Annotated in this window: 15 protein-coding genes and 1 pseudogene; 11 read left to right on the top strand and 5 right to left on the bottom strand. The window is 70.4% G+C overall.

Going from position 1 to position 19,059, the window contains the following annotated elements:
* Positions 1 to 121: pseudogene (locus tag ACWF94_RS10100) on the bottom strand (aldo/keto reductase); the annotation flags it as partial.
* A gap of 45 nt (positions 122 to 166) precedes the next feature.
* Here ACWF94_RS10100 and ACWF94_RS10105 point away from each other — a divergent pair.
* The 5 genes from ACWF94_RS10105 to ACWF94_RS10125 are packed head-to-tail and all read left to right on the top strand — an operon-like array spanning position 167 to position 5,282.
* The gene (locus tag ACWF94_RS10105) at positions 167 to 937 is read left to right on the top strand and encodes an ABC transporter ATP-binding protein (RefSeq protein ID WP_453486555.1); all 771 of its coding nucleotides are present in this window, start codon (positions 167 to 169) and stop codon (positions 935 to 937) included.
* Positions 934 to 2,016 (top strand): oligopeptide/dipeptide ABC transporter ATP-binding protein, encoded by a 1,083-nt coding sequence (locus ACWF94_RS10110; RefSeq protein ID WP_453486529.1) that lies wholly within the window; start codon positions 934 to 936, stop codon positions 2,014 to 2,016. Before ACWF94_RS10105 ends, ACWF94_RS10110 begins: the two co-directional genes overlap by 4 nt.
* Positions 2,013 to 2,960 carry an ABC transporter permease gene (locus ACWF94_RS10115; protein WP_453486530.1) on the top strand — a complete coding sequence of 316 codons (948 nt, stop codon included), beginning with the start codon at positions 2,013 to 2,015 and terminating at the stop codon, positions 2,958 to 2,960. The genes ACWF94_RS10110 and ACWF94_RS10115 overlap by 4 nt, the downstream gene beginning before the upstream one ends.
* A 19-nt stretch (positions 2,961 to 2,979) precedes the next feature.
* A complete protein-coding gene (locus ACWF94_RS10120; protein ID WP_453486532.1) occupies positions 2,980 to 3,873 on the top strand; it encodes an ABC transporter permease in 894 nt (297 codons plus the stop codon).
* 53 nt (positions 3,874 to 3,926) lie between these two features.
* Positions 3,927 to 5,282 carry a serine hydrolase domain-containing protein gene (locus tag ACWF94_RS10125; RefSeq protein ID WP_453486534.1) on the top strand — a complete coding sequence of 452 codons (1,356 nt, stop codon included), beginning with the start codon at positions 3,927 to 3,929 and terminating at the stop codon, positions 5,280 to 5,282.
* 149 nt (positions 5,283 to 5,431) lie between these two features.
* On the opposite strand, the gene ACWF94_RS10130 is transcribed toward ACWF94_RS10125, so the two are convergent.
* Positions 5,432 to 6,226, bottom strand: a complete 795-nt coding sequence (locus tag ACWF94_RS10130; protein WP_453486536.1) for an IclR family transcriptional regulator — start codon at positions 6,224 to 6,226, stop codon at positions 5,432 to 5,434.
* Positions 6,227 to 7,173: 947 nt separating this feature from the next.
* On the opposite strand from ACWF94_RS10130, the gene cseB reads away from it, so the two are divergent.
* The 5 genes from cseB to ACWF94_RS10155 all read left to right on the top strand — a co-directional run bounded on the left by cseB (position 7,174) and on the right by ACWF94_RS10155 (position 14,702).
* Entirely contained in the window at positions 7,174 to 7,902 is a 729-nt protein-coding gene (gene cseB, locus ACWF94_RS10135) for a two-component system response regulator CseB (RefSeq protein WP_453486557.1), read from the top strand.
* Positions 7,903 to 7,906: 4 nt separating this feature from the next.
* Complete coding sequence (locus tag ACWF94_RS10140; RefSeq protein WP_453486537.1) at positions 7,907 to 9,289, top strand: ATP-binding protein; 1,383 nt, start codon at positions 7,907 to 7,909, stop codon at positions 9,287 to 9,289.
* A gap of 121 nt (positions 9,290 to 9,410) precedes the next feature.
* Positions 9,411 to 10,391 carry a D-alanyl-D-alanine carboxypeptidase family protein gene (locus ACWF94_RS10145; RefSeq protein ID WP_453486539.1) on the top strand — a complete coding sequence of 327 codons (981 nt, stop codon included), beginning with the start codon at positions 9,411 to 9,413 and terminating at the stop codon, positions 10,389 to 10,391.
* The gene (locus ACWF94_RS10150) at positions 10,388 to 11,380 is read left to right on the top strand and encodes an endonuclease/exonuclease/phosphatase family protein (protein WP_453486540.1); all 993 of its coding nucleotides are present in this window, start codon (positions 10,388 to 10,390) and stop codon (positions 11,378 to 11,380) included. The genes ACWF94_RS10145 and ACWF94_RS10150 overlap by 4 nt, the downstream gene beginning before the upstream one ends.
* Before the next feature lie 244 nt (positions 11,381 to 11,624).
* Positions 11,625 to 14,702, top strand: a complete 3,078-nt coding sequence (locus ACWF94_RS10155) for a SpoIIE family protein phosphatase (RefSeq protein ID WP_453486543.1) — start codon at positions 11,625 to 11,627, stop codon at positions 14,700 to 14,702.
* Between the two features lie 48 nt (positions 14,703 to 14,750).
* On the opposite strand, the gene vanX is transcribed toward ACWF94_RS10155, so the two are convergent.
* From vanX to vanH, 3 genes are read right to left on the bottom strand one after another with little or no spacing between them, the layout of a single operon-like run.
* Positions 14,751 to 15,359, bottom strand: coding sequence for a D-Ala-D-Ala dipeptidase VanX (gene vanX / locus ACWF94_RS10160; protein WP_453486546.1), 609 nt, complete (start codon positions 15,357 to 15,359; stop codon positions 14,751 to 14,753).
* On the bottom strand, positions 15,356 to 16,393 hold the full coding sequence (gene vanA-Sc / locus ACWF94_RS10165; RefSeq protein WP_453486548.1) for a D-alanine--(R)-lactate ligase VanA-Sc: 1,038 nt from the start codon (positions 16,391 to 16,393) through the stop codon (positions 15,356 to 15,358). The genes vanX and vanA-Sc overlap by 4 nt, the downstream gene beginning before the upstream one ends.
* Positions 16,386 to 17,345, bottom strand: coding sequence for a D-lactate dehydrogenase VanH (gene vanH / locus ACWF94_RS10170; protein ID WP_453486551.1), 960 nt, complete (start codon positions 17,343 to 17,345; stop codon positions 16,386 to 16,388). Before vanH ends, vanA-Sc begins: the two co-directional genes overlap by 8 nt.
* A 640-nt stretch (positions 17,346 to 17,985) precedes the next feature.
* Between vanH and ACWF94_RS10175 the strand changes: the two genes are divergently transcribed.
* The coding region (locus ACWF94_RS10175; protein WP_453486553.1) for a UDP-N-acetylmuramoyl-tripeptide--D-alanyl-D-alanine ligase at positions 17,986 to 19,059 on the top strand (1,074 nt) is incomplete at its 3' end.

Below are 19,059 nucleotides of genomic sequence, written 5' to 3' on the forward strand. Positions count from 1 at the left end.
GCACCCCGCGCCCCAGCGGCGAGGAGGGCAGCAGCCCGATCCCGAGGTCGAGGGCGGCGGGCAGCACCTCCCGCTCGACGCCCCGCTGGAGCAGTGAGTACTCCATCTGCGTGCCGGCGAGTCCGGGTCCGGGAAGTCGACGCTGGCGGCGGCCGTCCTGCGGCTGCTGCCGGACTCGGCCTCGGTCTCCGGTCGCGTCGGCCTCGACGGGCACGATCTGACGGCACTCAAACCCTCCGAACTGCGGGCCCTGCGCAGCACCCGGATGTCGCGGGTCCCCCAGGATCCCCTGGGAAACCTCAACCCGGTCTTCACGATCGGGCGGCAGCTGTCCGACGTACTGTCCGCGCACCGCTCCCTCAGCCGCCGGGAGCGTACGGCGACCGTCGAGGAATCGCTGCGCCGGGTCGGCATCGGTGACGCCGAGGTCAAGCGGCGCAGCTACCCGCACGAACTGTCGGGCGGTATGCGGCAGCGCGTCATGATCGCCATGGCCCTGCTCAACCACCCCGACCTGCTGATCGCCGACGAACCCACCACGGCGCTGGACGTCACCGTACAGGCGCAGGTCATCGAACTGCTGCGGGAGCGGGTGGCCGAGTCCGGGATGACCCTGCTGCTGATCTCACACGATGTCGGTGTGGTCGCCGAACTGTGCACCACCGTGATGGTGATGTACGGCGGGCGGATCGTCGAGAGGGGCGCGGCGTCCGACGTCCTGCTGCGCCCCACCCACCCCTACACCCGGTCCCTGATCGCCGCGGCCCGCGGCGAGGTCACCCGGTACGAGGCCGGGGCAGGTGACGGCGCCGGAGCCGGGGACACGGACGGCGGCGGCGCCGGAAACGGCAACGGCAACGGCAACGGCGCCGCGAACGGGGACGGGAACGCGAACGGGGACGGGGACGGGGACGGCCCGAGGGAGTTGGTGCCATGACCGGGAAGCAGACACCGCGGACAGCGGCCGGGGACCGGCCGGATGTGGTGCTCGACGTCCGGGAGGCGGTCAAACACTTCCGGATGCGGCGCACCAGCCTGCGGGGCGAACGCGCCCAGGTGCACGCCGTGGACGGCATCAGCGTACGGCTGCGGGCCGGGCACACACTCGGACTGGTCGGCGAGTCGGGGTGTGGGAAGTCCACACTCGGGCGGCTGATCACCGGACTGGACACCCCGACGTCCGGTTCGGTGCTGGTGGGCACCGGCCTGCGCGATGTCACCGCCGGCGCGGACGGCAGGGTGCAGGCGGTCTTCCAGGATCCGGCGAGCGCCCTGGACCCCCGGATGACGGTACGGGCCAGCGTCGCCGAGGCCCTCGGCGGTGTCGACCGGGCCGAGCGGGAGCGGCGCGTCGACGCGGCGCTCGACTCGGTCGGGCTGCCGCTCGGCCTCGGCTCCCGCTACCCACACCAGCTGTCCGGTGGCCAGCAGCAGCGTGTGTGCATCGCCCGCGCTCTGATCGCCCGGCCCGATCTCATCCTCCTGGACGAGGCGGTGAGTTCGCTGGACGCGTCCCTCCAGGCCCAGGTGCTGGAGCTGCTGGAGCGGCTGCAGCGCGACACCGGCACCGCGTATGTCTTCATCTCGCACGATCTGCGCGCGGTGCGCCAGGTCAGCCATGCGATGGCGGTCATGTATCTCGGACAGATCGTGGAGGAGGCACCGGCCGAGGCGTTCGACCGGGGGCTGCTGCATCCGTACTCCGTCGCCCTCCGCTCCACTGAACCCAGCATCTTCCAGGAAGGCGAGGGCATCGAACGCGTCGTTCTGCGAGGGGAGCCGCCGAGCGCGGTCAACCCGCCGTCCGGCTGCCGCTTCGCGCCGCGTTGCCCGATCGCCGACGACAGATGTGTGCGGGTCGCCCCCGAGCTCACGGAAATGACCACGGGGCACCGCGTGCGCTGCCACCGGCCGGGCGAACTCACGCTGACCCCGGCCGCACACACCGGCTCCGCCACGACCGCACACACCGGCTCCGCCACGACGGGCGCGGCAGATCTCGGAGGAGAGCGTTGATCCTCTACCTGACCAAGAAACTCATCGGTGCCGCGGCCGTCCTGCTGGCGCTCTCGGCGCTGGTGTTCTTCGCGGGCCGCGGCCTCGTGCCGGGCAACGCGGCATCGGTGATCGCCGGACCCAAGGCGTCACCCGCGACCATCGCCGCCGTCGAGCGGGACCTCGGTCTTGACCAGCCCCTCTACCGCCAGTACGCCGACTGGTTCGGGGACGCGCTGCGCGGAGACTTCGGGGTGTCGCCGATCTCCGGGCAGAACAACCTCGACGTGATCGCCCAGCAGGCACCGATCTCCTTCGAACTGGCCCTCATGGGGCTGGTCATCGCGGTCCTGATCGGGCTCCCGGTCGGAGTGGTCGCGGCGACCCGCTCGGGCAAGGGCATCGACTGGGGCATCCGGCTCCCACTGCTCATCGTGTTCGCCTTCCCCGGCTTTGTGACGGGTTCCGCCGCCCTCTATGTGGCGGCGCAGTACCTGACCAATCTGTACTCGGCGAGCTACATCCCCTTCTCCGCGAGCGCCGTCGGCAATCTGCAGACCATGCTGCTGCCGGCACTGGCGGTCGGCATCCCCACCGCGCCGCTCGTGGCACAGATGACCCGCTCATCGATGATCGAGGTCCTCGCGCAGCCGCACATCACCACGGCACGCACCAACGGGATCGCGGAGTGGCGTATCCGCTATCTCTACGCCCTGCGCACCGCCCTGCCGCCCGTACTCACCCTGATCGGCTTCATCTTCGGCTTCCTTGTCGGCGGACTGTTCATCGTGGAGGAGATCTTCAGCCTGCCGGGGCTGGGGCGGGGAGTGCTCGCCTCGATCTCGAACCGGGACTTCTCCCAGCTCACCGCCCAGGCCCTCGTCATCGCCGCCGCGTTCATCTTCGGCAACCTGCTGGTCGACATCGCACTGCCGTTCGTCGACCGACGCATCATCAGCACCTAGAACAGAAACGGGAGTCAGCGTGACCAGCACCGTCGCCCGCCCATCCCCGCCCAACGCGCCGTCGCCCACCCGAAAGCGCTCCTTCCGCTCGCCGCTGCGCGGCACCGTGGCCAACATCGCCGTATTCCTCATCCTCGGCTATATCTTCCTGGCGGCCTTCGGCTCGTTCCTCATGCCGTACGGCCCGAACGAGGTCAGCGCCGGCCCACGGCTCTCCCCTCCGTCGTCGGAACACTGGCTGGGCACGGACGCGCTGGGACGCGACCAGGTCTCGCGCATCATCGCCGCCACCCGCCCCGCGCTGCTGTCCGCGACCTACGCCGTGCTGTTCGCCCTGGTGATCGGCACCGCCATCGGAATCGCGGCCGGGTTCCTCGGCCGGGTGTGGGACGGCATCCTGTCGCGCGTCGTCGATCTGCTGTTCGCGATCCCCGAGTACCTCCTCGCCATCCTGGTGCTGGCGGCGATGGGCAGCGGTCTGATCAACGCGGCGCTGGCGATCGGCATCGTGACCGTCCCCCGGTTCGCGCGCATCGCCCGCGGTTCGACCCTGGAGGTCTCACAGCGCGCTTTTGTCGACGCCGCGCGGCTGTGCGGGCGCGGCAGGCTGTGGATCGTGTTCCGCCACATCCTGCCCAACATCGCCTCCCCGCTGGTCATCATGACCGCGATCAACCTCTCCACCGCGGAGGGGGCCTACGCCGCCCTGAGCTTCCTCGGCTTCGGCGTCCGCCCGCCCGACGCGGACTACGGCAGCATGATCTCGTCGTCCCAGCAGTTCCTGCTCACCGACCCCTGGGTCGTGGCGTTCCCCTCCATCGCGTTCGTGATCCTCGTCCTCGCGTTCAATCTGCTCGGCGATGTCCTGCGCGACCGGCTCGACCCCCACACCCGTACCGCGGCGGGCGCCTGACCTCCCGGTCTTCCCCGGCTCCCGTCCAGCACCCTCGCAGAAGGATCGTCACCGTGTCCGACATCACCGCCCTGCTCGACGCCCGAGTCCCCGAGATCCTCACCCGGTACGCGGTGCCCGGCGCCGCGGTGGGCGTGCTGTCCGACGGCGAGACCGCGCTGCTCGGCTACGGCGTCACCAACGTGGCCCACAGCCTCCCCGTCGACCCCGACACCATCTTCCAGGTCGGCTCGATCTCCAAGACCCTGCTGGGATTCGTCATCGGGCGGCTGGCCGACGCGGGACAGGTGGAGCTGGACGCACCCGTGGCACCGCTGTTCCCCGCCGGTACCGGCATCGACGGGCGGATCACCCTGCGGCACCTGATCACGCACACCTCCGGCATCGACGCACAGAACATGATCGCCGACGCCCCGAAGCTGCTCGCGGGTCACCCCGACGACTCCGTACAGGCGTCACTGGCGCACTTCGTCCGCCGGCCGCTGCTCTTCGCACCGGGAACGGACTACTCGTACAGCGGCCCGGGAATCATGGTGGCCGCCGCGGTGGTGGAGCGCGTCACCGGCCGGCGCTACCCGGATGTCCTCCAGGACGAGGTCCTCGACCCGGCCGGTATGTCGGGCACCTTCACCACCGCCGACCAGGTCGTGACCCGGCGGGTCGCCGCACCGCACGGCCGTGACCAGGAGGGCCGGCCCACCCTGCTCATCGACCGGGGATGGCAGCGGCACTGGCAGCTCCCCGGCTGGGACGTGCCAGGCGGCGGTGTCCTCAGCACGGCCCGCGACCTCATGAAGTACGCGGTGTACGTCACCTCGCCCGCGGCGCCCAGCGGCCTCTTCCGGGTCCAGGCCCACCGGGGAAGCTCCGGCCGTGACATCGGTCTCGCGTGGATGCTCGGAGAGCACGGCGGCAGCCCGGCGATGTCGCACGACGGGCTCACCATCGGCTACGCGAGCCGCCTGGTGCTCGTCCCCTCCCACGGCCTCGCCTGTGCCGTACTGACGAACTCGCTCCACGGTGCGGCCGTGGCCGACGAGGTCGAACGGCTGATTCTCACCGCGGCGTTCGGACGAACGCCCGACCGCGCACTGCTGCCGGTGGGCGACGAACTGGCGGAGGCCCTCCTGGGGACGTACGACTGCGGGTTCTACGGCACGATCACCCTCGCCCGGGGGGAGGCCGGGGGCGAGATGCGGATCATCGCGAACCAGGCCGCGGCGGAACCGGGCCAGTACGTCATCACCCTCGACTCCCCCGACCGGCTGGTGCTCGCCCCGCCCGACACCCTGGTCGCCCTCGCGGCGGACGGCAGCCCGCTCGGCGACGCGCTCTCCTTCGTCCGGGAGTCCGACGGGACCGTCTCGGCCGTGCGCCATCATGACCGGATCGCGCACCGGATCCCCTGATTCCGCGCCCGGCCTGACCTGACGCGCCGCTCCACCGCCGACCTGACCCGCTGCTCCTGACCGACCTGACCCGCTCCCGGTCGGCCCGGCCCGCTCCCGCCCGGCCCGACCTGACCCGCTTCCGGCCGGCCGGCCCTGACGCGCGAGGCTCAGCGGTCGGCTCCGAGCCGCAGGGAGATCTCCGCCGCGGCGGCCGACACCAGCGGGCCGAGTTCGGGCACCCGCTCGGCGGTGACGCGTACGGCGGGCCCGGTGACGCCGACCGCGCAGATCGCGGTGCCCGCGTGGTCGAACACCGGTGCCGCGACACAGCGGATGTCCGGCTCGTGCTCCATGCTGTCGACCGCGTAGCCACGCGAGCGGACCAGGGCCAGATCGGCGTGCAGGGCCTCGGGGGTGGTGAGGGTGTGCGGGGTGTGCCGGGGGAGGCCGTCCGCGATCACCGCGTTCACCGCTTCCTCGCCCGCGTGCGCCAGCAGAGCCTTGCCGACGCCGGTGCAATAGGCGGGCCGACGGCTCCCGACGGGTGCGTGCATCCGCACCGACTGCGGACTGTCGGTCTTGTCCACATAGACCACGTCCGGCAGGTCGGGGATCACCAGACAGGACGTCTCGCCGGAGTCGGAGGTCAGCCGTTCGAGTACGTCATGGGCCGTGTCCCGCAGGTCCAGCCGGTCCAGATAGGCGTGTCCCAGTTGCGCGTTGCGCCAGCCGAGCCGGTAGCGGCCGGTGCGCTGGTCCTGCTCGACCAGCCGCACCTCGCACAGGGGCGCCAGCAGACGCAGCACCGTGCTCTTGTTCATGCTCAGGGCGGCGGTCAGTTCCGCGAGCGTGGCACCCTGCGCGCCGCCGCCCTCGCCGAGATAGAAGAGGATGGCGAGCGCCCGCCTCAGCGAGGCGGAGTTGTTACGTGCCGTGGCAGCCTTGCTGTCGGCTTCGGTCACCGGTCCGCCCCCGGCCCCTTCCGCCCTGACAGCGTGGCCGGCACCCCGCCACGTCCCGTGCGCGGAGCCGTCCGGGTTCCCAGCCGGGTTGCAGTCGGGACATACGGCCCGGCGGCCGGGGGAACGGCGGGGACCGGAGGCCCTGCCACCCGGCCGGTCTGCGGCACCCCATGGAACAAGGCCGGAACCTCCCCGTGTTGACGCACGTCGGTCATGCGTGGTCGCTGCGCAGGGTGTCCACCCTGCCAGCAAGCAGTATCTGAAGGCAACGCTGGACTTTGCACAACAAAATTCCCCGAAAGGCCCTGCCGGTCAATTCCACGCGATACCGAATCGCCACCCCAGGAGGCATGAGAACGGACAATGCCCGCTGGGAGCGACTCGGGGGCGTGCTTCGATCGTAACCCGATGTTCACCACGGATGGTCTCACGCCCGGCGGCAGCGCGGCAGGCGGTCCCGGAAGGGCAGCAGGGGCCCTGCTCACCCTGGTCGGCCGACCGGGCCAACCGCCCGTAGCGGACTCCGAGGCTGTCTCAGCGGGCGCCGGAGGCGTGCGTTGCTCGGCGCGGCTCCCTCCGTACCGGCCGTGACCGTCGCATGACGGTACGTCACGGATGGTGACCGTCGTATGACGGCACGTCACCTCTACGAACACCTCTACGAACACCTCTACGGCCCTGGGGGGCGACCCCGACGCCATCCGGCGGCCACCGGCCACGCCCGGTTCGCCACCCGGCTCGCGGATACTCAGCCTGTACGGAACCGATACACGGCGGCAGCGAGACGGATGGGTACCTGTCGCACCGTGGGCACGGCGGACCCCGAGGGCCCGCGGCGGACGGCCGACGACGTGCATGGCCTCCGGCAAGGCAGTATGGGACATCGTTGACCAGCGTCGTAGAGGTGAGGAAGGCCCGGAGTGACCGCAGTACCGCGGGATGATGCCGTGCCCGGCTCGGGGGGTGGTACGGAGCCGCCCGAACAGGCTCCGGTCGTCCTCCTGGTCGAGGACGACGAGGTGATCCGTACGTCGGTCTCGATGGCCCTGGAACGCTACGGCTACCGGATGCGGTCGGCGGCGGACGGCCTCACGGGTCTTGAAATGTTCCGGGAGCACTCCCCTGACGTACTGCTGCTGGATGTGATGCTGCCGGAGCTGGACGGCATCGGGCTGTGCCGGAAGGTACGGGAGACCAGCCTGGCCCCCGTGCTGATGATGTCCGCCCGTGGCGACTCGCTGGATGTGGTGTCGGGCCTGGAAGCGGGCGCCGACGACTATGTGGTGAAGCCCGTGGACACCCCGGTGCTGGTGGCGCGGATCCGCGCCCTGCTCCGCCGGGCCACCTTCACCCCCGATCCCGCCGGGTCGGAGCAGCCGGGACCGGGCCGGGACCGGCTCGTCTTCGGCGACCTGACGGTGGACACCCGTGGACTTGAGGTGTTCCGGGGCGGTGAGCGGATCGCACTCGCCCCCACGGAGCTGCGGCTCCTGCTGGAGTTCGTGGCGCACCCCGGGATCGTCCTGGACCGGACGGCACTGCTGCGCAACGTATGGGACTACGGGTGGGACGGCGACAGCCGGGTCGTCGACCTGTGCGTGCAGCGGCTCCGCAGGAAGATCGGCGCGGACCGTGTCGAAACGGTCCGCGGCTTCGGCTACAAGCTGCGGCGCTGATGTGATGGACGCACGGAACACGGCCGCCACGGTGTGGCGGAGCCTGTGGAACTGGAGATCGCTGCGGTGGAAGATCGCCGCGCTGGTGGTCGCGGCAGCCTGTGCCGCGGCCCTGGCCGTGGGCGTCCTGGTGCACCGTGCCACCGTCGAGCGGCACCAGCGGGAGGGCGCGGGCCGGGCGCTGGAAGAGCTGGAGTCCACGGCGGAGGACCTCCGGCAGGACAGCCAGGCGTCCCTGGACGGAGCCAGGCTGGATCCGGCGGAGATCCCGCCCGAAGTGCTCCGCCGGGTGGAGCGCGCCGACGGGCCCGTCACCTGGTACGACACACAGAGCCGCCACGGCCCGTGGATGTGGGCCGCTCAGCCCCTGGACGGCGAGGTGCTCGCCGTCAACATGGACATGAGCGCCGAGCAGCGGAACCTGGCCGCCCTGGACCGCACCATCGTCAAGGTCTCGGCGGCGACCCTCGTCGTGATCGTCCCCCTCTCCCTCCTCGTCACCGCACTGCTCAACCGCCGTCTCCGCCGTGTCGCGCGGACCGCCCGGCGCATCGCGGACGGCGATCTGGACGCCCGTACCGGAGCGGGCGGAAGGCGCGGGGACGAGATCACCGAGATCGCGGGAGCGGTCGACTCGATGGCCCACTCCCTCCAGGAGCGGCTCCTCGGCGAGCAGCGGTTCACCGCCGATGTCGCCCATGAACTGCGGACACCGCTGATGGGACTGGTCACCTCCACCGAACTGCTGCCGGAGGGCCGGGCGACCGATCTCGTACGGGACCGGGTGCGCGTCCTGCGCGGACTGGTCGAGGATCTGCTGGAGATCTCCCGTCTGGACGCCGGGGCGGAGGCGGCCGACTCGCGGTTCGTGCCGGTGGGCAGCGTCGTCGCGGAGTCGGTCACCCGGACCGGACAGCGGACCCGTACGACGGTCGTCCGCGATCTGCGGGTCTCGACCGACCCGCGCCGGCTGGACCGCATCATCGCCAACCTGGTGCTCAACGCACATCGCCATGGCCGCGAGCCCGTCGAGGTGCGGGTGGACGGTACGACCGTGACCGTACGCGATCACGGTCCCGGCTTTCCCGGCCGGCTGCTGGCGGACGGGCCGCAGCGGTTCCGTACCGGCGCGTCGGAACGCGGCCACGGCCATGGTCTGGGGCTGACCATCGCCATGGGGCAGGCGCGGGTCATCGGGGCGACGCTCCGACTGGCCAACGCGGACGACGGCGGCGCGGTCGCCGTCCTCCGCCTTCCCGAAGAGGACCGAACCGCCGGGGACCCGACCAGCGGGGACCGAACCGGCGGGAACCCGCCCGCCGGGAACAGGACCGCAGGGGACCCGCCCGCCCGGGACAGGACTGTCAGGGACAGCACCGCCGGCTGATACACGGCGGACACACAGCCGAGCAGTACCGGACGAGCGGTCTCAGTGGTGTGGACACACCCGCCTCGCAGGGTCGTTGACGTGCGCGGATCCCGCGTGCCCGTCCCTCCTGGAGGCAGCTGTGCACCCACCGTCGCACCCACCGTCCGACCACGGTCCGGCGACCACCGACCGGCGAACCACGCCCCGGGTGCCCGCCCTCGTGCTCTGGGGCACGGTGATGGCCCTGCTCCTCACCGTCCTCGGCGGCTGGGTCATCACCACCCGGGCAGGACAGGACAGCCCGGCGAAGGCACCCGCCGCCACCGGCGAACTGTCGCTGCCGTGGCCGAAGAGCGGCCAGGCGAGTGTGACCGACACGGAAAGCGGCAGGTCAGGAACGAGCGGTGAGCAGAAGCCCGTGCCCATCGCCAGTGTCACCAAGGTCATGACCGCGCACGTCATCCTCACGAACCATCCGCTCCCGGAGGGGAAACCCGGCCCGCTCATCACCGTCGACCAGCAGGCCCAGGACGAGTCCGTCTCCGGCGTGGAGTCGGTCGTCCCCGTCGAGGCGGGCCGGAAGCTCACCCAGCGGCAGCTGCTGGAGATGCTGCTCCTGCCCTCCGGGAACAACATCGCCCGGCTGCTGGCCCGCTGGGACGCGGGCAGCGAGAGCGCCTTCGTCGCGAAGATGAACCGTGCCGCCGCCGCCCTCGGTATGAAGCGCACCACATACACCGACGCGAGCGGCTTCGCGCCCGACACCACGAGCACCTCGGACGACCAGCTCCGGCTCGCCCGCGAGGTCATGCGCGACCCGGTCTTCCGGGCGATCACCGGCACCCGCGAGGTCGCCATCGGGGGCGCGACGGGCACCATCGCCAACACCAACAAGCTGCTCGGCACCTCCGGCGTCATCGGCGGCAAGACCGGATCGAGCACCCCGGCCGGCGGAGCCCTGATGTGGGCCGCCACGAACGGGCGCGGTGCGAAGGCGGGACCGGTCCTCGGGGTCGTTCTGCACCAGAGGCCGAACACCACGCCCGCCCAGGGGCTCCAGGCCGTCTTCGCCGCCACGGAACGGCTCGTCGCCGCGGCACAGCGGACCGGCCGGCGATGACCACGGAGGAGCTGCTCCCCGCCACCGGTGACCGCGCGGAAGACCGGACGGGCGGTGGCGTACGGCGGAGGATCGACTGGCGCAGGGGCAGATGGGTCGCCGCGGCGAGCGTCCTGTACGCGGCGGCCCTGCTCGCCCACCCTCTCGCGCCCAACAGCGCAGGCAACCCGGGCAGCCTCATCGAAACGTTCCTGCCCTGGTCGGCGCTGGCGGTCCCGCCGTTGTTCCTGCTCGCGCTGGTGCGCCGCTCGCCGCTCGCCCTCATCGCCGTACTCCTCCCCGTACTGGCCTGGCTCGCCCAGTTCGGCGGCTCCCTCACCGACAAGAGGAACCCGGGCGGTGAGCTGACCGTGGTCAGCCACAACATCGGCGCGGACAACCCCGACCCCGGGGGTACGGCCCGCGAACTCGCGGAGACAGGCGCCCAGATGATCGCGGTCCAGGAACTCTCCCCCACGGCACGTGAGGAGTTCCAGCGGGCCCTTCCCGCCCGCTACCGGCACCACACGGTCCAGGGCGGAGTGGGCCTGTGGAGTACGTACGAGATGACCGGGGCCGAACCCGTGGACATCATGCCGTGGCCGCGGGCCCTGCGCGCCACACTCACCACGCCCAAAGGCCCCGTCACCGTCTTCGTGGCCCATCTGGCATCGGTTCGGGTCACCGCGGATTCCGGCTTCACCACCGACCGCCGCAACGCCGCGGCCCGCCTGCTCACCGACGCCGTCAACCGGGACTCCTCGGCGAAGACCCTCGTCGTCGGGGACTTCAACGGCACACCGCACGACCGGGGGCTGGCCCCCCTCCTGCGCGGAATGACGTCCGCACAGGAGGTGGCGGGAGCCGGATTCGGCTTCAGCTGGCCCGCCCGGCTCCCGCTGGCCCGCATCGACCACATCCTCGCGCGCGGCATCCGGCCGGTCTCCGCGGGGACCCTGCCCGCCACCGGAAGCGACCATCTGCCGGTGACCGCGTCCTTTGTGCTGTGAGTCCCTGTCCTGTGAGCCACGGGCCGGGGTCCGCGCGACGGGTTCATGACGTGAGGTCGCCGATGGGGGCCCGGTCCGCCGGCTACCTCCGCGCGCTGCGGCGCTGGGCGCCGTCTGGCCTTTGGGCCTGAACTCTGCCGCCTGAACTCTACGGCCTGACCCTTGCGGCCTGACCTTTGGGAGAAACTTTACATTTCACCATAAATGATAGAATTACCGCAAGGTAGCAGGTGAGGGAGCGGCTATGGCAGACCAGGGCGCTCAAGCTCCGGCTTCCTCGTCGCGGCAGGTGCGGGAGACCCGTCTTGGCCTGCTGAAGGCAGCCGAGGGCCTGACCGGGACGGAGGCGCTCCGGCTCGTGCTGCACCAGGCGGTGGCCGACCTCGGTGGACTGGGTGGCATGGTGCATCTGGTGCGCGCGCCGGACCGCAGACTGCGGCTGGATGTGGCCAATGGGCTCCCCCGCCCCCTCGCGGCGGCCTGGGAGGATCTGGGGTGGGACGAGGACGTGGCCCCCGCGCTGGCTGTGCGCTCCGGCGCGTTCGTCTGGGTTCCGCCGACCACGGACACGGCGGACCCGGACATGGCGGATCCGGACAGGGCGGACCCGGACGCGGCAACCACCCACACGGCGGCCACCGATACGGCAACCACCGGCACGGCGGCCCCGGTGACCGCTCCCGGCCCGGCCGTACCGCCGGACGGGCCGGAGGAGCGGCCGGCCGGTTCCGAGGAGCGGCCCGGGTCCGACGAGCGGCCGAGGACCGTCCCCGAGGGGACCGGGCTGGCGGCCGTCCCCCTGGTCGGTCCGGACGGGCCGCTGGGCGCGCTGTCCGTCCTGCTGGCGACGTCCGGAGAGCCGGACCCGGAGAAGCGGGCATTCCTTGAGGTGCTGGCCGGCCGGGCCGCGGCGCGGCTGCGGCGGTCGCCGCCCACCCGGGGCACGCTGGCCCCCGCCTGGTGGCAGGAGCCGTCCGACTCCCGGGTCGAGCAGGCCATGCGGGAGGTCAAGGTCGGCGTCTGGGACTGGGACGTACGCACCGGGGAACTGCGCTGCGACGAGGCGATGCTGGCGGCGTTCGGCTGGGACCGGGACACCTTCGACGGCCGGATCGAGACCTGGTCGGAGCTGATCCATCCCGACGATCTGCCCGGGGTGCTCGCCGAACTCAACAAAGTGATCCCGGAACTGGGCGTCGCCAGTGTCGAGTACCGGCTGCGCCACCCGGACGGCCGCATCAGCTGGATCGAAGCCCGTGGGCAGGTCACCGCGGGGGAGGACGGCGAGCCCGCCCGGATGACCGGCACCGCGTGGGACACCACCCGGACCCGGATGGAACGGGACTCGGTCGGCCGGGCACTGAAGCACATGAGTGACGGGTTCTTCGCCGTCGACGCCGACTGGCGGATCACCTACGCCAATGTCCAGGCGGAGCGCTTCTTCGGCACCGCGGGGCAACTGGTCGGCACCGTACTGTGGGACGCCGTTCCCGAGATCGGCGCACTCGCCCTGGAGGAACAGGCCAGGCAGGCCGTCGCCGCCGGCACACCCATCGGCTTCGACATCCAACTGCCCGACACCCGGCGCTGGTACCACATGAGGATCGTCCCGGTGCCCGGTGGCCTGACGGTCTACTTCACCGATGTGACCGAGCAGCGCAGGCACGACGCCGAGCGCGTCCGTGCCGAGAGTGCCGCCGCCGAACGCGCCGCGCGCATCGGGGTGCTGACCAGGGCCCTCGCCCAGGCGCTCACCGTACGGGACGTCGTGCGCGCGGTCGCCGATCATGTGCTGCCGCCGTTCGGCGCCGCGGGGCTGGTCGTCCAGTCCATCGAGGGCGAACGGCTGCACGTCGTGGGGTCGGTCGGATACTCGGGGACCTTCCTCGACCGGATCGCCGGGCAACGCCTCGCGGATGTGTCGCCGGTCGCCGACGCGCTCGGCAGCCGCAGCCCGAGGTTCATCTCCTCCCCGGAGGAGTTCATCGAGCGGTACCCGGAGAACGCGGGCTATCCCGCCGCGGCGGCCAAGGGCGCCTGGGCGTTCCTGCCGCTGATCGCCTCCGGCGAGATCATCGGCTGTTGCGTCATCTCCTTCGACCGGCCCCGCCACCTCACCGGTGAGGAACGCACCCTGTTCACCGCGCTGAGCGGGCTGATCGCCCAGGCGTTCGCGCGGGCCAGGCTGTACGACGCCGAGCACACCCGCGCCCAGGAACTACAGCGCGGCATGCTCCCCCGTGCGCTGCCCAATCTCCTCGCGGTCACCGTCGCCGCCCGCTTTCTGCCGGTCAGCGATGGCGGTGAGGTCGGCGGCGACTGGTACGACGTGATCCCGCTGTCCGCCGCCCGGGTGGCCCTCGTCATCGGCGACGTCATGGGCCACGGTCTCGCCGAGGCCGCCACCATGGGACGGCTGCGCACCGCCGTCCACACCCTCGCCGACCTCGAACTGCCGCCCGGTGAACTCCTCGCACACCTCAATGACCTCGTCAGCGACCTCGGTGACGACTTCTACGCCACCTGCTTGTACGCCGTGTACGACCCCACCACCCGCGTCTGCGTCCTCGCCAGCGCCGGCCACCCACCACCCGCCATCGTCGAACCGGATGGGACCGTCCGCTTCCCCGAGCTGGCCGGCGACCCACCGCTCGGCGCCGCCACCCCGCCCTTCGACACGGTCGAGACCACCATGGCCGAGGGCAGCCTGCTCGTGCTGTACACCGACGGCCTGGTCGAGTCCCGTACGCGCGACATCAATCTCGGCATGGCCCGCCTCGCCCGGGCCCTCACCTCCGCGCCGGCCCGGACCACCCAGGCGGAGATCGACCGGCTGTGTGATGTGGTGACCGCCGACCTGCTGCCCGCCCGGCAGCGGACGCTCGACGACGCCGCCCTGCTGATCGTCCGGATGCACGGTCTGGGCCCCGGGGACATCGCCTCCTGGCCGCTGCCCGAGCACCCCGTCGCCGCGGGCGAGGCGCGTCACCACGTCCGGGACCAGCTCGCGCGGTGGCATCTCGAAGAACTCACCATGACCACCGAACTGCTCGCCAGCGAGTTGGTCGGAAACGCGGTCCGGCATGCGAAGGGGCCCATGCGGTTGCGACTGCTGCGCGGTCAGACACTGGTGTGCGAGGTGTCCGACGGCAGCCCGACCACACCCCGGATCCGCCGTGCGGCCGACACCGACGAGGGCGGCCGGGGACTCCAGCTCGTCGCCGCCGTCTCCCACCGCTGGGGAGCACGCCACACCGCCGAAGGCAAGTGCATCTGGACCGAACAACTGCTGTCCGGCCCATCGCTGGATCAGCATCTGTAGGTAGCCGATGACGCCGATGACGACCACAGGGAATCGCCCCACCGTCGACTAGGTGATGGGAAAGTCGAAATAGCTGTCAGGATAGGGCTCGGATTTCAGCGTGTAATGCCACCACTCCCAGTCGTATGAGCTGAAACCGCAGTCATCCATGATGGAGCACAGATACTGACGGTTTGCCGCTTCGACTTGCGTGACCCCTTGTGCACCATGATGTGAGAGGGAATCCATCAGGTCATGGTCACCGCCCATGGGAGCGAGTTCACCGGTAGCCAGGTGATACAGCGTCAGGTCAACGGTGCTCCCCCGGCTGTGGCTCGACTCGGTGGCCACGTACCCCCGGTCGAACATCTCGGCTCTGTCGATATTCGGGTAGTGCCGCTGCTTCGTCCGGCCGTCCTCGGGCTGCTCTGCCCAGCGCAGAAAGCAGTCCACGGCGCGCTGCGGGCGGTAGCCGTCCCAGAGGAGCAGGCCGAAGCCGAGGGACTCGGCCTTTCCTTGCGCCCTTTCCAGAGCGGCGCACAACGCCCTTGTGCCGACGATTCGATTTGCCAGGTATCCATCCACCGGTTTGCCGGTGAAGTTGTCCCAGGTGGCGTACTTGGCATCCCAGCGTATTCCGGGCACAAGCTCGTCCACGAAGACGAAGTCTTCCTTCATCGGCTGTGCTCCGTCAAGGCCAGCGACACTACCCGGTCGATCACTTCGGCAAGCGGCAGTCCCGCGGCCGCCATCATCCTCGGATAACGGCTGTACGAGGTCAGACCGGGCAGCGTGTTGACCTCGTTGAGCACTACTTCGCCATCCTCCCTGAGGAACATGTCCACCCGCGCAAGTCCCCTGCACCCGAAGGCGCGGTATATGGCCTTCGCTGTCTCCAGAACGAGTGATCGCGACTCGGCCGGAATGTCGGCGGGCACGATCGCTGTGGAGTTCTCGGAGCCGCTTTCGGGATTTTCCTCCTGATGGATTTTGAAGAAGCCGTGCGAGAGATCGATCCGATCCACCTCACCCGCGACCAGATCATCGTTCCCCAGGATGGCGCACCCGATCTCGCTGCCGATGACAGCCTCTTCGATCAGCACCTTCGCGTCGTACTGTCCTGCGGTGACCACCGCAGGCAGCAGCTCCTCTGGTTGGGATACCTTGCTGACGCCGAAGGACGACCCCGAACGGGCCGGCTTCACGAAGACGGGGTAGGTGAACCGGTCGGGATCGATTTTTTCGTCCGCCGTGACGGTCCAGAAATTCGGCGTGGCGATTCCCGCGCTTCTGGCGACGAGGTAGGCAAGGGATTTGTCCATGCACAGAGCAGAACTCTGGACATCGCAGCCGACGTAGGGGATGCCGGAGAGTTCCAGCAAGCCCTGTATCGCACCGTCCTCACCGAGCTTGCCGTGCAGCACGGGCAGCACGACGTCCAGCCGGACCGTTCCGTATCGCCCCTGCTCCAGAACGAGCAACCCGTGGACGCTCCGGTCCGGTGACAGCACAACCGGACGCGAGCCGCCGTTCTCCCAGTTCGGGTCGGGGCCGTCGCAGAGCTTCCAGACTCCGCTCTGTGTCACCCCGATATAGAACGGTTCATACTTCTCGGTGTCGAGGTTTCGTGCGACCTCCCGGGCGGACTTGACGGAGACGGGGTGTTCTTCGGAGCAGCCGCCGAAGAGGATTCCGACCTTCAGCCTAGCCATGCTGATTCCTGCTTTCGAATGTCAGGCAGTTGGTGATGGAGTTCTTGACCGTGTCGCTCAGGGCGTGGTCGGTGTAATAGGCGGTGTGCGGACTGATGAGCACGTTCGGCAGCCGTTGCAGCCGCAGCAGCGGCTTGCTCTCGATGGGTGTGTTTCTGCGGTCGGCATAGAAGATTCCTTCCTCCCCTTCGATGACATCGAGCGCCGCACCGCCCAATCTGCCGCTCTCCAAGGCCGGAACAAGGGCCTCGGTGTCGATCAGCGGACCGCGTCCGGTATTGATGACGAACGCGCCGTGCTTCATCTGCTCGATACGTTGACGATTGAGGAGATGGTGCGTATCCGCGTTGAGCGGCGCATGGAGCGTGACGATGTCGCTCAGCTTCAGCAACTCATCGAGGGGAACGTAATCGACAGCGGTCTTGGGGCTGTTGTCATGGGCCAGTATTCGACAGCCGAAGCCCTGCAGCCGGTCCACGACCGCAGTGCCGATACGTCCGGTCCCGATCACCCCGATGGTGAGGTCGCGCAGTTCCTTCCCGCGCGCATCGTTCAGCCTGTAATCGTGCATGCCCACGCGCCGGACAGTCGATTTCGCGTTCCGTATCGCCATCAGCATGAGCATGAGCGTGTAGTCGGCCACACTGTCGGGCGAGTAGGCGACATTCCCCACGGAGATGCCGACACGTTCCGCGTACTCCACGTCGATGTGGTTGTAGCCGATGCTCCTGGTGGAGATGTACGCTACGCCGGCTCGGCTGAGGGCAAGAAGAGCTGGCTTCGTGATCCGGGTTTTATGGCTGACGCTGATGCACCGGTTTCCGGCGGCCAGTTCAGCATTGGCTTCGGAAACCGCCGCCGATGTGATGGTGGGCATGACACCGAAGCCGGGCGCCAGCTCCCGGAACAGAACGGCCTCGTCCTGCCCGCAGCCATAAATGGTGATTCCCATCGCCTGGACGGCGGAGGGGGACGGGGGTGTCGGCGATCGGGTGCGGTGGGCCGCGGTTCGGACTGGTTCGCTGGAGGACATGCCTCCACTCAAGGCGGCGCGGTGTTGCCGGTACGTATGTGGATTTCGATACGCCGACGATATGTTCCGGGCCGGTCGGGTGGGGAGTCTGGGCGCATTGATCGCGCCGGGATCCTGACGCATCGGCAAAGCCCGCGGTCGGTCCGCATCCGGTCGGCAAGGTCCCGGTCGCCCGAGTCGAAATCCTTCTCGGCACGGCGCATGACGTGCTGGGCGGCGCCCTTGGTCCTGCCGGAAGGCAGCCGCGCCTTCAGTCGGCGGCGCCAGCTCCGGCAGCCCTCGGTCCCTGGTCCCTGGTCCTCGGTCCTCGGTCCTCGGTCCTCGCCAGGCGACGGTCCACACGCGTACGGCCTCGACGCGTCCGCCCACGTGCGTATCGTCGGCGTATCGAAAGCCGCATACATGCAGGCAACACCGCGCCCCCTATGACTGAGGGCATGACCTCCAGCGAACCAGCACCCGTCAGCCTCGGTCCTGTCAGCCTCAGTCCTGCCGGCCCCGTCAGCGCTGTCAGCGCTGTCCGGCCGCTTCCGCTCCTCGACCCCCGCGCGGCCCGGTCGTGATCCCGCTCAGCCTCGGTGAGATCGCCGCGGTCGTCGGGGGGACGGTCGAGGGCGACGGCGCTGTGACGGTGACCGCGCCGGCCGTGCTCGACGGCCGCCGGGCCGAGCCGGGCGGCCTCTTCGTGGCCTTCGCCGGCGAGCACGTCGACGGCCACGACTACGTCGGCCAGGCCGGGCGGGCGGGCGCGGTGGCCGTGCTCGGCTCCCGGCCCACGCCCCTGCCCACCGTCGTCGTCAAGGACGTCCGGGCCGCGCTCCAGGCGCTCGCCGCCCATGTCGTGGCCCGGCTGCGCGACGGGCTGACCGTGGTCGCTCTGACCGGCTCCCAGGGCAAGACCAGCACCAAGGACCTGCTGGCGGCCGTGCTTTCCGGCGCCGGGCCGACGATCGCCACGATCGGCTCGCTCAACAACGAGTACGGCGTGCCGCTCACCATGCTGCGCACCGACGCGGCCACCCGGTTTCTCGTCCTGGAGATGGGCGCACGCCACGTCGGCGACATCGCCGAACTCACCGGCCTGGTCGCGCCCGACATCGCCGTCGTCCTCAATGTCGGCCAGGCCCACCTCGGCGAGTTCGGATCGCGCGCGGCCATCGCCAGGGCCAAGGGCGAGCTGGTACGAGGGCTGGCGCCCGGCGGCACCGCCGTCCTCAACGCCGACGATCCCCGGGTGGTCGCGATGCGCGCGCTCACCGACGGTCCGGTGCTGACCTTCGGCCGGGCCGAACACGCCGACGTGCGACCGCTCGGCCTGGCCCTCGACCGGCTCGGCCGGCCGTCCTTCACCCTGCGGACCGCCGACGCCTCGGCTCCCGTCGCGCTGCCGCACGTGGGCGCCCACCAGGCGCTCAACGCGTCGGCTGCCACGGCCGCGGGGCTGGCGGCCGGCGTACCTCTCGGCGGGGCCACGGCAGCGCTGGCCACCGCCTCACTGTCAAAGTGGCGCATGGAGCCGCGCGGTCTCGCCTGCGGCGCGACGCTGCTCAACGACACCTACAACGCCAACCCCGACTCGGCCCGCGCCGCCCTGGACGCGCTGGCGGCGATCGAGGGCGGGCGCCGTATCGCC

The sequence above is a fragment of the Streptomyces sp. NPDC055078 genome, assembly GCF_053607985.1.

What these genes read in the sequence shown, in the direction of transcription:
- ACWF94_RS10155 (WP_453486543.1), top strand. Translation starts at nt 11,625, where the DNA reads ATGGCAGACCAGGGCGCTCAAGCTCCGGCTTCCTCGTCGCGGCAGGTG.
- ACWF94_RS10140 (WP_453486537.1), top strand. Translation starts at nt 7,907, where the DNA reads ATGGACGCACGGAACACGGCCGCCACGGTGTGGCGGAGCCTGTGGAAC.
- vanA-Sc (WP_453486548.1), bottom strand. Translation starts at nt 16,393, where the DNA reads ATGGCTAGGCTGAAGGTCGGAATCCTCTTCGGCGGCTGCTCCGAAGAA.
- ACWF94_RS10110 (WP_453486529.1), top strand. Translation starts at nt 934, where the DNA reads ATGACCGGGAAGCAGACACCGCGGACAGCGGCCGGGGACCGGCCGGAT.
- ACWF94_RS10150 (WP_453486540.1), top strand. Translation starts at nt 10,388, where the DNA reads ATGACCACGGAGGAGCTGCTCCCCGCCACCGGTGACCGCGCGGAAGAC.
- vanH (WP_453486551.1), bottom strand. Translation starts at nt 17,345, where the DNA reads ATGGGAATCACCATTTATGGCTGCGGGCAGGACGAGGCCGTTCTGTTC.
- vanX (WP_453486546.1), bottom strand. Translation starts at nt 15,359, where the DNA reads ATGAAGGAAGACTTCGTCTTCGTGGACGAGCTTGTGCCCGGAATACGC.